11 protein-coding genes are annotated in these 15,387 nt (G+C 73.0%); 4 read left to right on the top strand and 7 right to left on the bottom strand.

Features of this window, described 5'->3' with window-relative positions; translation table 11 throughout:
- Position 1: 1 nt before the first annotated feature.
- The 7 genes from O7632_RS09290 to O7632_RS09260 form a co-directional block, all read right to left on the bottom strand.
- Entirely contained in the window at positions 2-1,249 is a 1,248-nt protein-coding gene (locus O7632_RS09290; RefSeq protein ID WP_278113155.1) for an arginase family protein, read from the bottom strand.
- Positions 1,250-1,259: 10 nt separating this feature from the next.
- Entirely contained in the window at positions 1,260-2,201 is a 942-nt protein-coding gene (locus O7632_RS09285; RefSeq protein WP_278113153.1) for a tetratricopeptide repeat protein, read from the bottom strand.
- Positions 2,202-2,207: 6 nt separating this feature from the next.
- Entirely contained in the window at positions 2,208-5,267 is a 3,060-nt protein-coding gene (locus tag O7632_RS09280) for an FtsX-like permease family protein (RefSeq protein WP_278113151.1), read from the bottom strand.
- Positions 5,264-8,449, bottom strand: coding sequence for an FtsX-like permease family protein (locus tag O7632_RS09275; RefSeq protein ID WP_278113150.1), 3,186 nt, complete (start codon positions 8,447-8,449; stop codon positions 5,264-5,266). Before O7632_RS09275 ends, O7632_RS09280 begins: the two co-directional genes overlap by 4 nt.
- A 4-nt stretch (positions 8,450-8,453) precedes the next feature.
- The gene (locus O7632_RS09270; RefSeq protein ID WP_278113149.1) at positions 8,454-9,425 is read right to left on the bottom strand and encodes an ATP-binding cassette domain-containing protein; all 972 of its coding nucleotides are present in this window, start codon (positions 9,423-9,425) and stop codon (positions 8,454-8,456) included.
- A gap of 72 nt (positions 9,426-9,497) precedes the next feature.
- Positions 9,498-11,186 (bottom strand): methylmalonyl-CoA mutase family protein, encoded by a 1,689-nt coding sequence (locus O7632_RS09265; RefSeq protein WP_278113146.1) that lies wholly within the window; start codon positions 11,184-11,186, stop codon positions 9,498-9,500.
- Between the two features lie 55 nt (positions 11,187-11,241).
- Positions 11,242-11,505 carry a His/Gly/Thr/Pro-type tRNA ligase C-terminal domain-containing protein gene (locus O7632_RS09260; RefSeq protein ID WP_278113144.1) on the bottom strand — a complete coding sequence of 88 codons (264 nt, stop codon included), beginning with the start codon at positions 11,503-11,505 and terminating at the stop codon, positions 11,242-11,244.
- A 12-nt stretch (positions 11,506-11,517) separates the two neighbouring features.
- On the opposite strand from O7632_RS09260, the gene O7632_RS09255 reads away from it, so the two are divergent.
- From O7632_RS09255 to O7632_RS09240, 4 genes are all read left to right on the top strand, one after another.
- Positions 11,518-12,447 (top strand): LLM class F420-dependent oxidoreductase, encoded by a 930-nt coding sequence (locus tag O7632_RS09255; RefSeq protein WP_278113142.1) that lies wholly within the window; start codon positions 11,518-11,520, stop codon positions 12,445-12,447.
- A 175-nt stretch (positions 12,448-12,622) separates the two neighbouring features.
- Entirely contained in the window at positions 12,623-13,525 is a 903-nt protein-coding gene (locus tag O7632_RS09250; RefSeq protein ID WP_278113140.1) for a DUF559 domain-containing protein, read from the top strand.
- A gap of 122 nt (positions 13,526-13,647) precedes the next feature.
- Positions 13,648-14,298 carry a GntR family transcriptional regulator gene (locus O7632_RS09245; protein WP_278113138.1) on the top strand — a complete coding sequence of 217 codons (651 nt, stop codon included), beginning with the start codon at positions 13,648-13,650 and terminating at the stop codon, positions 14,296-14,298.
- A gap of 37 nt (positions 14,299-14,335) precedes the next feature.
- Positions 14,336-15,355: a 1-aminocyclopropane-1-carboxylate deaminase gene (locus O7632_RS09240; protein WP_278113137.1), complete on the top strand. Its 1,020-nt coding sequence runs from the start codon at positions 14,336-14,338 to the stop codon at positions 15,353-15,355.
- Positions 15,356-15,387: the final 32 nt, after the last annotated feature.

Raw genomic sequence — 15,387 nt, 5'->3', positions numbered from 1 at the left:
CTCAGTCTTCGGAAGGAGCTGGTGCCTCGGTGGTCGTGGTCGTCGGCTGCGGCGTCGAGTCGACGGAGTCTGCGGCAGCGGGCCGTGGGGACGGCGTCGGCCGCCGTAGCCGTCCTGGCTTGGTCGCCCCACGCGGCGCGATCCGGTCGGCGACCGTCAACGTCACCGGCGGAACCGGTGGAACCGCAGGCCGCAACGCCGCCACCGCCGGCGGATCCTGCTCAACCAGGTTAGCGGTCGGCTCGACGACCGGAGCTGGCGTCGCGGCCTCCGTCGCCGGAGGGGTGTCCGCCGTCTCCGGGGGTGGCGATGTCGGTGCCGAGCCGGCGACACCCTGGTCGGCGTGGACCGGACGAAGCCCGGCGACCACCGTGGAGACGATCTCCGCCGCGTGCGTACCGTCCGGGTCGTAGTCCGGGTCGAAGACGGTGATCTCCACGCCCAGGCAGTGCGGGGTGCCGACCAACTCGGCGAGCAGCGCCTCCAACTCGGCGAAGGCGATGCCACCCGGATCGGGCGCGTCGACCGCCGGCATCACCGCCGGATCCAGTACGTCCACGTCGACGTGCACCCAGTATCCGGCGCAGTCGACCAGCTGGTCCCGGGCCCACTGCGCGCTGCGTGCCGCGCCCTCGGCGCGCAACGCCGGGACCGGCCGGGTGACGATGCCGGCCGCCTGCAGGTCGAGGCGGTACTCGTCCTGGGTACGGATGCCCAGCACCACCACGTCGATGTCCCGGAAGTACGGGCGGCGGCCCTCGATCGCCGCCAGATCCGGCTGGCCCCGCCCGGTCACCAGGGCGAGATCCTCGCCGGCGGCGGCGCCGACGTACGAGGCGTTGCCGGGGTGCCGGAAGTCGGAGTGACCGTCGACGAAGACCAGCCCGATCCGGCCTCCGACCGCCTCACCGAGCCGGTGCATGGCCAACGCCGAACCGAGCAGGATCGAACAGTCGCCACCGAGTACCACCGGGAACTCTCCGGCGTCGATGATCGCGCCGATCCGGCCAGCGAGCGCCACGGAGTACGCCGCGATCGACCCGGCGTGGCAGACCCCGTCTCCGGGACGCCAGTCCGCCGGGTCGTACCGGGGCGGGGTGAGGCAACCGGCGTCGCGGGCGGCGAGCCGGGCGACCAGATCGTGGTCGCGTAGCGCGCCGGGGGCTTTCGCGCAGCCCGGCACCGACGTCCCGGTCGGCGGGCGCAGACCAAGGTTGGACGGTGCGTCGAGCACGGCGATCCGGCGCATCGGCGTGAACTCAGAACAGCGCGCTGGCCAAGGCGCGGCGAGCCTTGGTGACGACCGGGTCGTCCGGTCCGGCCACGGTGAACAACGAGACCAGGTGCTTGCGGATCGTCTCGCGGTCGTCACCGGCACTGCGCCGGATCAGGTCGATCAGCCGCTGGTAGGCCTGCTCGGCCTGGCCACTGAGCACCTCGACGTCGGCGGCCAGCAGTTGTGCCGCCACATCGTCCGGAGCGGCCTGCGCGGCGGCGAACACCGTGGCCGGCTGCACGCCCTGCACCCGGCGGGCCAGGGCGACCTGGGCGAGCCCGGACTCCGCGACGGCGTCCGCCGGTGCCTCGTTGAGGATCTTGCGGTACGCCTGCTCGGCGGCGTCCAGGTCACCCATCATGAGGGCCTCGTCGGCCTCGCTCAGCCGAGGATCCTCCGGCGCCTCCACGGCGACGCCGCCGGCCTTGAGGACCGCGCCGATCCACTGCCGGAGCTGGGACTCGGGTACGACACCGGCGAACGCGTCGACCGGCTGGCCGCCGACCACGGCGTACACCATGGGGATGCTCTGCACCCGGAACATCTGCGCCAGGCGTTGGTTGCTGTCCACGTCGATCTTGGCCAGCACCCAGGCGCCGCCGCCCTCGGCGGCCAGTCGCTCCAACATCGGCGACAGCTGCTTGCACGGCTGGCACCATTCGGCCCAGAAGTCGATGACCACGGGTGTGGTCATCGATCGTTCGAGGACCTCCGCCTGGAAGGTGGCCTCGGTCACGTCGATGACGGCGACGCCGCCGCCGGCCGGCGCACCGGCCGGAGCGCTCGGACCGGCAGCCGGTCCGCCACCGGCGTTGGTCGGGCCCCCGGTGCCGGGACGCGGGGTGGCCGGCGCGGCGCTGCGCAGGGAGCTCAGGTCTACCGCGCCGCGGGTGAAGATCGACGGGGTGGTACGTGGGTCGCTCATGGTTACCTAGTCTCGCACGCGAACCGTACGTCCCAACGCCAGCGCCACCACCCCGAACAGCAGCATGACGCCGATCACCGGAAGCAGCACGGCAACCGGCCGGGACCAGGCCACCGGGGCCAGCGCGACGTCGCCGTCGACGGCGACCGGCAGATAGTCGCCTGTCACCCACCAGGCCAGGAGCGCGGCACCGAGGCCGGTGACGGTCGCCAGCACCACCGCCGGCACCGCGCTCCAGCCCAGCGAACGGGCCGCGGTCCGCGCCGGCAGTCCCTGGACGACCAGCGCCGCCAGGTCCTCACCACGACGACGCCGTTCGACCACGGCCAGTAGCACGATCCCTGCGCAGGCCAACACCACCGCGAGCGCGGCGGCGAGCAGGTGGAACCAGATCGCCAGGGCCGGTGCCGTCCGGTCGAGCCGCTGGCGCACCTGTTCGGGGGTGACCTCGCCGGTCACGGTGAGCCCGGCGGCGTCGAGCCGCTCGGCGACGTCGGCCGGGGCGTCCGGGCTCAGCCACACCTGCGCCGCGTCGAGCAGGGTGTTCTCCGGTACGGCCCGTACCGCGTACTCCAGGTCGACCAGCAGCCCCCCGGTGCCCACGGCCGGTAGCACCCCGACCGGCTCCTCGGTCACCGATTCCACCGGTACACCGGTGTCCAGCCGGATGGTGGTCGTGCGCTGGAGCCCTTGTGGCCGGTCGTCGACCTGGGTGATCAGGGCCGGCAGCGGGAACGGGGTGTCGGTCGGCACGATCCACGGGTCGGCGACGTCCGCGGTCGGTACCCGCAGCCCGGACGGGTCGACCTCGACCGGGGCGTCGGACTGTCCGCGCCACCTGGTCTCGTCTCTCAACGTGGCCGGATCGAGCAGCCGGGTGCCGTCGACGGCCAGCCCGGTCACCGTCACGTCCGGGTCGACCGGTGCGGGGCCTTCGTCCGGTGCCGTCGCCGGACCGCCGCCGGGCCGTTCGGGTCGGACCGAGAAGCCGGCCAGCTGACAGCCGTCGGCGCAGTCGACGGCGAGCGGGTAGCCGCGCTCGCCGGCGCTCGCGGTCACCGACGCCGCGACCAGACGCCCCGAGGGTGACCGCAGATGCACGGTGAACCGGACGTCCCGCAGCGGCGTCCCGGCTTCGATCCGGCGGGGCGCGCCGACGATCAACTCCACGACCAGTTCGGTCCCGTCGACAGCGATCGGCGCGTCGGCGGGTGTCCGCAGCAGGTCGGCGACCTCGGCCGCACCGGCGGGGCCGAACTCCGGCCGCCAGCGGGCGGTGGCGGCCAGGGCGGCGGTGTCGGCCAGCAGCACCGGCAGGTAGGCACCGGTACTGGCGTCGGCGCCGGAGCGGCCGACGGCCATCGCGTACCCGCCGTCAGGGTCGACGCTGCGCACGGCGGTCAGCAGCGTCCCGGCGTCGACCGGCAGCACGGTCACCACCCGGGCGGCGCCGACCTGCACCTCGGCCCGCGCCGACCGCGACTGCTCGGCCACGTCGAACGCGACGGCCGCGTAACCGGTCACCGCGACGGTGACCGTGAGCAGGGCGAACAGGCGTTGACCGGCCGGCTGGCGGGCCAGGTGCAGCAGCCCCAGCGCGGCGGCGAGCCGGCCCCGACGCAGCGCGGCGGCACCGAGTCGCCCGGTCAGTGGGGCCACCAGGCGGGCGGCGACCAGCGCGACGGTCACCCCGATCAGCCCCGGCACCAGCAACGACAGGCCGACCAGTTCACTGTCGAAGATCCGTAGCTGGGCGACGGCGACGACGGTCAGGGCGAGCATGACCGCTTCGACCAGCAACGACGCCCAGAGTCGGGTCCGGGGCGGCACCCGCCGCAGCAGGTCGACGACCGGGCTGGCGAGTTCCCGGCGTTGGGCGAGCAGCCCGGCGAGCAGGGCACCGACGAACGCCGCGCAGGCGGCCAGCACGGCCGTACCGGAGGTGACCGGCGCGAACCGGCCCTCCTCCAACCGCAGGCCGGCGAGGATCCCGACGAACACCGATCCGAGCAGGTAGCCGACGGGTGCGCCGAGGGCGATGGCGGCCGCCGGTTCACCGGCGACCAGACCCCAACGGGCCCGCTGCGGGGTGCCGCGCAGAGCGAGCAGGCCCAGCTCGGTACGGCGGGCGGCGGTCCCGGCGGCGACCGCCATGAAGATGACGAACAGGCAGAGGACCACCAGCGGTACGGCCGCGACCGGCACCACCTGGCGGGTCAGTGACTGGGCGGCGACGATCCGGTCCAGCAGCGGCGACACGTCATCGGTCAGCAGGACGAACCCGGCGTTTTCTCCGGTGATCCGCTCGCTGATGTCGTCGAGTTGCCGGTCGAGGGCCGCCAGCCGGTCCGGGCGCAAGGCGTCGTCGCCGGCCAACGCCTCCACGCTGCGGAAATCGCCTTCCCGGTCGATGCCGTCCACGGTGAACCGGCCGGTGAAGACCGGCTCCCGGTAGGCGTTCGACGTGCCCGGGACGAAGTACGGCGTACGGCCCCAGTAGAGCGCCTGCGGATCCAGCGGCGCGTAGACGCCGACGACGGTGACCTCGGCCGGCGCGCCCGCCGGGATGAAGGTCCGTCGCATCTGGTCGTACTTGGCCACGGTGATGGTCTTTCCCTGGCCGGGGACCACCCCCAACTCGCGGGCCGTGTCGACGCCGACGACAACCTCGTACGGCGAGATCAGGCACCGGCCCTCGACCATCTTCAGGTTGGCGCACACGTCCTCGCGGAAGACCAGGTACGACTCGGCGGTGGGGGCGGTTTCTATCCCGAGGATCGGTGACCGTACCGAGTAGACGGTCCGGAAGCCGGGCAGGTCGCCGACCGCGTTCGTGACAGCCTGGAAGGCGCTCTCCTGGCCGGGTAGCGACTCGGGAACCGACAGACTGACGGTCCGCTGTGCCCGGGTGGCCGCCGACGTCTCCGCGGCCACCACCGCCCGGTCGGCGGCGGCCAGGTACGCCGGGCCGGTCACCGCGGCCGCCGTGGCGAAGACGCTGAGTACGAAGACCACGATCGCCTGACCGCGCCGGGCGGCCACCATCGACAACAGCAGTGAGATCATCCGTGCCTCCCCTCGGCCGGCGGGTCGTCGGCACGGGGTCCGCCCGTACGGGGTCCACCGGCACCGGAACGGCCGGCGGCCGGTGCGTCGTCGGCACCGGGTCGGCCGGCGTCCGACTCGACGGCGCGGGCCAGGCGACGGCCCGCGAAGACAGCGGCGCAGCCGAGCACGACCGTCGCGGTGACCAGGGTGATCACCAGCGGCACCGGTCGCGGGCCGATCTCGAGCGGCAGCACCGCCCAGTTGTCGACGAAGACCGGCATCGTCCGCAGTACGGGCAACCGGGCGACGACGGTCACCACCAGTCCGACGACCACGGCGAGCGCCCCGGCGACGACGTACCCGCCGTAGGCGATCCGCGCGACGGCACCGGCCGGCAGACCCTGCACCCGCAGTGCCGTCAGTTCGGCGGCCCGGTCGTCGCGTTCCACCGCCGCGACGACCATCAGCGCGCCGGCCGCCAACAGCAGCCCGATGAGGCCCGCGGCCAGTTGGAACCGCAACGCCGATGGTGGACCCTGCCGGCCGAGCTGTCCGACCACCTCGGCCTGGGACTCGACGTCGATGACCGTCAGGCCCTGCGCGGTGAGCCGGTCGATCAGGTCACCGGGGGCGTCGGGGGCCAACCACACCTGCGGGACGTCGCCCCGGCCGGCGCCGCCGGCCAGCCGGTCGGCCAGTTCCAGGTCGACCAGGTAGCCACGGAACCGGGCCTGCGGCAGCGCGTCGGCCACCGCCACGTACCGCACCGGTAGGTCGTCGTCTCCGAAGACCTCCAGTCGCGGGTCGCCGGGCAGGTCCGGGGCGAGTTCCGGGCCGGTGCGCACCACCGGCAGCGGCACGGGGGTCTCGATCACGTGTACCCGGGTGGACCGTTCCCGGCCCGGCCGGGGCGCGGTGACGGTCAGCCCGTCGTCATCGACGGCCAACCCGGGCCCGTACTCGCCGGCCGCCACCGGGCCGCGCCAGTTGCGCAGGTCGGTGAAGAAGTCGCGGTCGAGCGCGGGTGTCGCGGGGCCGGCCAGCTCCCGCAGGGTGACGGCCGCCCCCTCCGCCGCCGGTATCGGCCGACCGTTCCAGCCCGGTTGACGCAGTTCGAGCGAGGTGAGCCGGCAGCCGTTAGTGCCGCAGCCCTCGACCGTCGCGGGATATTCCGCGAGGGTGGGCCCGAGCGGGCCGAAGACCGCTGTCACCGGATTCCCGATCGGGTCGACCAGGTGGGCGACGACACTGACCGGTACGTCGGCCGGCCCGACGGCGGTCAGCCGCAGTTCGCCGTCGGCCACCGCGACCCCGGTGACCGGCGCGGTCAACGCGGCGGCGACCTCGGCGGCGGCCGGCCCGTACCGGGGGTGCCAGGCTGCGACGGCGGCGAATCTCGCGGTGTCCACGGCCAGGATGTGGTGAGCCGGCCCGCTGGAGTTGCGCACCACCGCCATCGCCTGCCGTCCGGACGGGTCGGCCGCCCGGACCGCGGCGATCAGGTGGGCACGGTTGCGGGCCTGCACGGTGAGCACCTGGTCGGTGCCGACGGTGTGGGTGGCCCGGACGGCGCGGGCGTCGACCGACTCGGTCCAGCCGGAGATCGCCGTCCCGAACAGCGCCACCGCCACCGTGAGCAACGCGACGAGCCGAGCGGTCCCCGGCCGGCGGGCCAGGTGCAGCGCGGCCAACGCGGCGGGCAGCCGGCCCTGGCGCAGCAACGCGGCACCGGCGCGGGCCGCGCCGGGGGTGACGAACCGACCGACCACCAACGCGACGGCGAGCGCCAGCAGCGCGGGGGCCAACAGCACGACGCCACTGACCTCGCCCGGCTCGGTGGTGGCGGTGTAGGCCTGGTACAGCCCGGCGACCGCGACCGCGACGGCGATCAGATCGACGACGTCGGCTCGCCATCCCCGGTGGCGCGCCGGGACGTGCCGGAGCAGGTCCACCACGCCGGCGCGGGCGTTACGCAGGTCGGCGGCGATCGCGGCGATCAGGGCGCCGGCGATCGCCGTACCGGCCGCCGCGGCGGCGAGTCCGGCGGCGGTGGCGAGCCGGACCGGGTCCGGTGCGGCACCGGCGAGCAGCCGGGCGCAGAGCAGGCCGGTGGCCAGACCGACCAGCGCGCCGACGAGCATCGGCAGCCCGCTCTGCCCGAGGGTGAGCAGCCAGACCCGCCATCGGGCACCGCCCCGGAGTTTGACCAGTCCCAGGTCGCGGCGGCGGTGCTCGGCGGTGTGCCGGACGGCGAAGAACAGGGCGAACCACGACAACAGCAGCAGCTGGCCGGCGGCCACGCCGACGCCCAGGTTGACCAGTTGGCGGTGCCGGGTGATCTGGTCGACCAGGACGCCGGCGTCGGTACGGACCGACCAGCGCCCGCTGCCGTCGCCGGCCGGGCGACGCAGCTCGCCGGCCACGTCGACCCCGTCGACGAAGGCGGCACCGGGCAACACCAGATGGTGGTCGAGGGAGAGCATCGACGCTGGCGCGGCAGCCAGGGTGCCGGCGGTGGCGAAGGCCGGATCGCCGTTGTCGGCGTCCGCGTCGTCGGTGCCGGCCCCGGTGCTCAGCAGGCCGAAGGCCCAGTACGGCGAATGCGGGTCGGCGACCTGGTAGGTGCCGGTGACGGTGAGCGCGATCGTCGCCTGGCGGCTCGCCTGGTGGGTGATCGGATCCCCGACCTCGACGCCGAGCCGCTCGGCCGTCCGGGCGCTGATCAGGACGTCGCCGGGGGCGCGGGGGCAGCTGCCGGTGACTCTCACATAGGTGCAGATCTGCTCCCGGTGCACCAGGTCGGCGGAGACGCCGGTCTCCCCGGAGGCGAGGGTGCCGAGGCTCCAGACCGCACTGCTGGCCCGCGCGTCCGGGAATCCGATGGTCGCCGAGCCGTCGTGGCGGGCCTGGTCGAGCAGGTCGGCGCCGGCGGCGTCGAGGGCGGCCCGGTCACCGGTGGTGGGGTCGACCACCTGGTCGCGGGGCAGGTCCGGGCCGTCGAGCTCGATCCGGCCGGTCGCCCGGGCGGCCAACTGGCCCGGCCCGGCGTCGGCGACGGCCGCCTCGGCGACCGTGCGGGTGGCCGCAGCGGCGTACCAGGGGGCGGCGGTGGTTGCGGTGACCGCGAGCGCGGTCAGCACCAGCAGTGCGACAGCCTGGCCCGCTCGGGCCCGCAGCGCCCCGAGAATCAGTGCGAGCATCAGATCAGTCCACGGTGGCGTTGTTGACGCCGCCGGACAGCGGGCCGGGCGGGGCCACGCCCCCGGGCAGTTCGCCGGGCGGGGCCACACCCCCGGGCAGTTCGCCGGGCGGGGCCACGCCCCCGGGCAGTTCGCCGGGCGGGGCGGCCTCACCGCCGACGACCAGGGTCACCGCACCGTCCACCTGGGCCACCCGCAGCAGCGTGCCGGGCGGGAAGTCGCCGAGGACCTCGGGCGGCAGCTGCACCGTACCGTCGCCGGCCACCACCGCGAAGTCCTCGCCGTCGCGCCCCTCGGCGCCGACCCGACCGTCGCGGATGGTCACCGCCCGGCCGAGCCGGGCACCGACGGCGGCGTCGTGGGTGACCACCACGATCGTGGTATCCCGCTCGGCGTTGACGGTCTCCAACGCGTCCAGCACCTCGTCGCGGCCCCGGGTGTCGAGTTGGCTGGTCGGTTCGTCGACCAGCAGCAGTCCGGGCGAGGCGGCGACACCGACCGCGAGCGCCGCCCGCTGCCGGGCACCGGGGGTCAGGTCGGCGATCCGCGCCCCACCCTGGCCCGGCAGCCCGACCAGGTCGAGGATGCGGTCCGGGTCGTCCAGATCGATACCGGCGGTGGCGGCGGCCCGCCGCTGCGCCAGCCACACGTTGCGCCGCAACGTCGCGTACGGCAACAGGTTGCGCGCCGCGCCCTGCAGCACCACCCCGATCTGGGTACCCCGCATCCGGGAGATCTCCCGGTCGGAGAGCTTGCCCAGGTCGTATGTGCCGACGCTGACCCGCCCGGCGGACGGACGCATCAGCCCGGCGAGCAGCGCCACCAGTGTCGACTTGCCGGAACCGGAGGGGCCCACCAAAGCCAGCATCTCGCCGGGGTTGATGGTCAGATCGACCCCGGAGAGCGCGACCACGTCACCGGCCTCGCCCCGATAGATCTGCACCACCCGCCGACAGCTCACCGCAAGTCCCGTCACGGCGTACTGCGTACCATGGATCGTCGGCACCCGCTGTCCCCCGTCACGTCGGACAGCCGGACACCAGGGACATCAGAAGCGGGGCGGCTCCCGGTAGACGCCCCACTCGCCGCGCAGCGCGTCGCAGATCTCCCCGAGGGTCGCCTCGGCCCGGACCGCGTCGAGCATCGCCGGCACCAGGTTGTCGTCGCTGCGGGCCACCGCGACCAGCTCGGCGAGGCGCCGGCGGACCAGCGCGTCGTCGCGGCCGGCTTTGCGGGCGGCCAGCAACCGGCACTGCTCGACCTCCACCTCGTGCGAGATGCGCAGGATCTCCAGTTCCTTGGCGACCGTACCGGTGTGACAGTTGACACCGACGATCTTCTTGCTGCCGTCCTCCACCGCCTGCTGGTAGGCGAACGCCGCCTCGGCGATCTGCCCGGTGAACCAGCCGTCCTCGATCCCGCGCAGAATGCCGGAGGTCATCGGCCCGATCCGGTGCGGACCGTCGCCGCCGAGCTGACGGACGCGGGCGAAGATCTCCTCCGCCTCGGCCTCGATCCGGTCGGTGAGCGCCTCGACGTACCAGGAGCCGCCGAGCGGGTCGGCGACGTTGGCCACCCCGGTCTCGTCCATCAGCACCTGCTGGGTCCGCAGGGCGATCTCGGCGGAGGCGTCGGTGGGCAGCGCCAGGGTCTCGTCGAGGGCGTTGGTGTGCAACGAGTTGGTGCCGCCGAGCACGGCGGCGAGCGCTTCGACCGCCGTCCGTACCACGTTGTTGACCGGCTGCTGCGCGGTCAGCGACACCCCGGCGGTCTGGGTGTGGAACCGCAGCCACTGGGCCCGTTCGTCGGTGGCGCCGTAGACGTCGCGCAGCCAGCGGGCCCAGATCCGCCGGGCGGCCCGGAACTTGGCGATCTCCTCGAAGAAGTCGACGTGCGCGTCGAAGAAGAAGCTCAGCCCGGGGGCGAACCGGTTGACGTCCAGGTTACGGGAGAGTCCCAGCTCGACGTAGCCGAAGCCGTCGGCCAGGGTGTAGGCCAGCTCCTGCGCGGCGGTGGAGCCGGCCTCGCGGATGTGGTAGCCGGAGACCGACAGCGGCTTGTAGCGCGGGATCCGCTCGGCGCAGAACTCCATCAGGTCGCCGATCAGGCGCAGATGCGGCTCGGGGGCGAAGAGCCATTCCTTCTGCGCGATGTACTCCTTGAAGATGTCGGTCTGCAGTGTGCCGTCCAGAGTGGCCAGATCGGCGCCCTGACGTTCGGCGGCGACCAGGTACATGCAGAACACCGGCACCGCCGGCCCGGAGATGGTCATCGACGTGGTGACCGCCGCCAGGTCGATGCCGTCGAAGAGCACGTCCATGTCGGCGGCGGAGTCGATCGCCACGCCGCAGTGGCCGACCTCGCCGAGTGACTGCGGGTCGTCGGAGTCGCGGCCCATCAGTGTCGGCATGTCGAAGGCGACCGACAGTCCGCCGCCGCCGGCGCCGAGAATCATCTTGTACCGCTCGTTGGTCTGCCGGGCGTTGCCGAAGCCGGCGAACTGCCGGATCGTCCAGGTCCGCCCCCGGTAGCCGGTCGGATACAACCCCCGGGTGTACGGGTACTCCCCCGGCCAGCCGATCCGTTCGAAGCCAGGGTGGTCGACCCCGTCGGGCGGGCCGTAGACCGGTTCGACGGGTGCGCCGGACAGCGTCGTGAAGTCGGCGTCCCGCTTGGCGGCGGCGTCGTAGCGGGCCTGCCAGCGGGCACGGCCGGCGGCGATCTGTTCGGCGTCCATCGGGGCCTCCTCGTCGTACGGCGATTCCGAGTCTAGAGGGCTCCCTGAACGATGGCTAAGCCCACTGGGTGAGATCGTCGCGCCGAATCGCCACGCGGACATGATCGACCACCTGCTCCACCGGCACCCGCAGCGGGACGCCGACCAGCTCGCCGTCGCGGAACTTCACCCCGGCCCGTTCCGCCCGGTCGTCGATTACCGCGTCGATCCGCTCCGCGCGCAACCGCTGGTGGATCCGTTCGCCGGTCTCGGCCACCGACCCGGCCGAGGCGAACCGACCCGCTACCGACCGACCGACGAAAGCGGCCGGACCGGGCATATGCTCGACGGCGTGGACTTGCGGATCTTCACCGAACCCCAGCAGGGCGCCAGCTACCAGCAGCTTCTCGCGGTGGCGCGCTGCGCCGAAGCCGCCGGCTACGACGCGTTCTTCCGGTCCGACCACTACCTGGTGATGGGTGACGCGGACGGGCTCCCCGGCCCGACCGACGCGTGGACCACGTTGGCCGGCCTGGCCCGCGACACCAGCCGGATCCGGTTGGGCACGCTGATGAGCGCGGCGACGTTCCGGCTCCCGGGACCGCTGGCGATCGCCGTGGCGCAGGTGGACGAGATGAGCGGCGGCCGGGTCGAGTTCGGCGTAGGCGCCGGCTGGTACGAGGCGGAGCACACCGCGTACGGCATCCCGTTCCCGCCGGTGGGCGAGCGATTCGACCGTCTGGCGGAGCAGCTGGCGATCATCACCGGGCTCTGGGAGACGCCGGCCGGCGGAACCTTCGACTACCCGGGCATGTACTACCAGGTGGCCGGTTCGCCGGCGCTGCCCAAGCCGGTGCAGCGACCCCGCCCGCCGGTGCTGCTCGGCGGCACGGGACGCAAGCGCACGCCGCAGCTGACCGCCCGCTACGCCGACGAGTTCAACGCCCCGTTCGTGGGGATCGAGGAGTCGGCCCGGCTGTTCGAACAGGTCCGCGCGGCCTGCGCCAAGGGCGGCCGTAACCCGGACAGCCTGCGGCTGTCCAACGCGTTGATCGTGTGCTGTGGCCGCGACGACGCCGAGGTGGCGCGCCGGGCGGCGGTGATCGGCCGCAAGCCCGATGAGCTGCGCGCCAACGGCCTGGCCGGCACGCCGGCCGAGGTGGTGGACAAGATCGGTCGGTACGCCGAGATCGGTGCCGAACGGATTTACCTGCAGGTGCTGGACCTGGCTGACCTGGACCATCTGGAACTCGTCGCCGCCGAGGTGGCCCCTCAGCTGTGAGGGCGAGCGGCGACTGATGCGACGTCGCACCCGGTTCTGAATTCGCACACGTTCTGAGGGGACGCCGCCAGCACCTGGCAGCGCCGCCGGTCGGGTTGACGCTGCCGGCGACACTCGACGGATGTGGCCGCCCCGGAGCCTGCCTGGCCCCGCTAGCAATGATCTTGACTGGCTCGTGTTCGAGCAGTCCGGTGTCCTCACCTCGAGGCAGGCCATCGAGCAGCTTGGCCGGTCAGGGTTGCGCCGCCGGCTCGACCGCAGCCAGTGGCGGCGGATCTGTTCCGGCGTGGTGCTGACCCACAACGGTCCGTTGACCGCTGGTCAGGCCCTCTGGGTGGCGGTGCTGCTGGCCGGTCCGACAGCGTTGTTGGCCGGGCTGACCGCAGCCCGCGAGGGAGGGCTGCGCTTCACTGGTTCCGGTCCGATCAGGATCCTCGTCGACAGCGACCAGCAGTACCCGGACCTGCGTCGGCGGCTGCCGCTGGACATGCCGGCGGTGGTGGTGCACCGGACCGGTGTACTGCCCGACGATGACCGTCAGGTCGGACGTCCGATGCGCACCAGCATGGCGCGGTCGTTGGTGGACGCGGCTGCCTGGGCCCGATCCGACGACGAGGCGCGGGCGATCATCGCCGCCGGATGTCAACAGCGTCGCGTCGCCCCGGCGGAGATACTCGCCGTGCTGGAGCGGATGCAGCGAACCCGACGCCGCCAGCTCATTCGCGCCACCGCCGTGGACGCCGACGGTGGCGCGACGGCGCTGTCCGAGATCGACTTCATCCGACTCTGCCGACGTCACCAGCTGCCCCTGCCGGACCTGCAGCAGCGGCGACGCGATCGGTCTGGCCGGCTGCGCTATCTCGACGCGTACTGGCGTCAGTGGCGGCTGCAGGTGGAGGTGGACGGCGCGCACCACATGGACGTACGCGAGTGGGCGGCCGATATGAGGCGGCAGAACGACGTGTGGATCGCCGGCGACCGGATACTGCGCTTTCCCGCGTTTCTGATCCGGTCCCGACCGGAGGAGGTCGTCGATCAGGTACGCGCCGCGTTGCGGGCCGCCGGCTGGCCTGGTTGAGGAGGTCCCACTGCCAGCGATCTAGAAGGATTTCGGTCGGTATACCGGCCAGATCCTTCTAGATCCACCGCCGTTCAGGTTCGCGCTAGCGGCCGAGGCAGGTTGACATCTAACATTTCAGTGTGTTGAAGCCCGTACCCCGGACGCTGCTGCGCGACAGCGCGTACGCGGCGATCCGCGACGCCGTCGTGCGCGGCGACCTCGCACCCGGCACCGCCGTACGCGACGCAGACCTCGCCGAACAGCTCGGACTGTCCAAGGCGCCGGTACGCGACGCCCTCGCCCGGCTCGCCGACGAGTGCCTGGTCGAACGCAAGCCGCAGAGCCACACCCGGATCACCCCACTGCTGCCGCACGAGGTCCGGGACGCCGCCGCCGTGGTACGGGCGATGCACGAACTCGCCGCCCGCACCGGCGTACCGACCCTCGACGACGCGCAGGTGGCCACGATGCGTACCGCCAATCGTCGGTTCGCGGCCGCCTGCGCGGCCGGCGACCTCGACGCCGCGTTGGCCGCCGACGACGACCTGCATCAGGTCCTGGTCGACGCGGCCGGCAACCGGGCCGCCGCCGCGACCATCGCCCGGTACACGCCACTGATCCGGCGGTTGGAACGGCACCAGTTCAGCCCGGCCGGCGCGGCGCGATCAGTCACCCTGCACGAGCAGCTGATCGACGCCTGCGCCGCCCGCGACGCCGCCCGCGCCACCGACGTCACGGCGCGGATCTGGCAGTCGCTGGTGGACCTCGCCGCCGACCCGACGCTCACCTGACCGCGCTCACCTGACCCCCGACCGTACGGAGGACATCATGTCGATCGCCTCGTTCACGCGCTACCCGCTGCTGTTCGGCCCGTCACCGGTGCACCGGCTGGACCGGCTGACCCGACACCTCGGTGGTGCCGCGATCTGGGCGAAACGCGAAGACTGCAACTCCGGGATCGCGTACGGCGGCAACAAGACCCGCAAGCTGGAGTACCTGGTGGCCGACGCGGTGGCCGGCGGTTACGACACCCTCGTCTCGATCGGCGGAGTCCAGTCCAACCACACCCGGCAGGTCGCCGCGGTCGCCGCCCACGCCGGGCTGACGTCCGTGCTGGTGCAGGAGAGCTGGGTCGACTGGCCGGACCCGGTCTACGACAAGGTCGGCAACATCCTGATCAGCCGGCTCGCCGGGGCCGACGTACGGTTGGTCCGGGCCGGCTTCGACATCGGCTTCCGGCGCAGCTGGGAGCAGGCGCTGCGGGACGTCACCGACGCCGGTGGCAAGCCGTACGCGATCCCGGCCGGGGCCTCCGACCATCGTCTCGGTGGTCTCGGCTTCGCCAACTGGGCGTACGAGCTGGCGGAACAGGAGCGCCAGCTCGACGTCTTCTTCGACACGATCGTGGTGTGTTCGGTGACCGGTAGCACCCAGGCCGGCATGGTCGCCGGGTTCGCCGCGCTCGCCGAGGCGGGCGGCCGACCCCGGCGGGTGCTCGGCATCGACGCCTCGGCCACGGTCGCGCGGACCCGGGAGCAGGTCACCCGGATCGCCCAGCGGACAGCCGAGCTGATCGGCGTACGGCGTCCACTCGGCGACGACGACGTCGAACTGGACGAGCGGTACCACGGCGGCGTCTACGGCGTACCGGACGACGCCACCCTGAACGCCATGCGACTCGCCGCGCGGACCGAAGGCATGGTCACCGACCCGGTGTACGAGGGCAAGTCGATGGCCGGGTTGATTGACCTCGTGACGCGGGGCGAAATCCCCCGCGACGCCACGGTCCTCTACGCCCACCTCGGCGGCCAACCGGCGCTCAACGGCTACAGCGCGTTGTTCTCCTGATCAAGGTGCGGGCATGATCGAGGTGCGGGCAT

This window comes from Solwaraspora sp. WMMD406 (assembly GCF_029626025.1).
GTDB lineage: Bacteria > Actinomycetota > Actinomycetes > Mycobacteriales > Micromonosporaceae > Micromonospora_E.
The sequence above is the reverse complement of the archived record's forward strand: the minus strand, read 5'-3'. Positions and strand labels throughout refer to the sequence as shown.

Coding starts and splice junctions, on each gene's coding strand:
- O7632_RS09260 (WP_278113144.1), bottom strand. CDS start 11,505: ATGCCCGGTCCGGCCGCTTTCGTCGGTCGGTCGGTAGCGGGTCGGTTC.
- O7632_RS09275 (WP_278113150.1), bottom strand. CDS start 8,449: ATGCTCGCACTGATTCTCGGGGCGCTGCGGGCCCGAGCGGGCCAGGCT.
- O7632_RS09240 (WP_278113137.1), top strand. CDS start 14,336: ATGTCGATCGCCTCGTTCACGCGCTACCCGCTGCTGTTCGGCCCGTCA.
- O7632_RS09285 (WP_278113153.1), bottom strand. CDS start 2,201: ATGAGCGACCCACGTACCACCCCGTCGATCTTCACCCGCGGCGCGGTA.
- O7632_RS09280 (WP_278113151.1), bottom strand. CDS start 5,267: ATGATCTCACTGCTGTTGTCGATGGTGGCCGCCCGGCGCGGTCAGGCG.
- O7632_RS09265 (WP_278113146.1), bottom strand. CDS start 11,186: ATGGACGCCGAACAGATCGCCGCCGGCCGTGCCCGCTGGCAGGCCCGC.
- O7632_RS09290 (WP_278113155.1), bottom strand. CDS start 1,249: ATGCGCCGGATCGCCGTGCTCGACGCACCGTCCAACCTTGGTCTGCGC.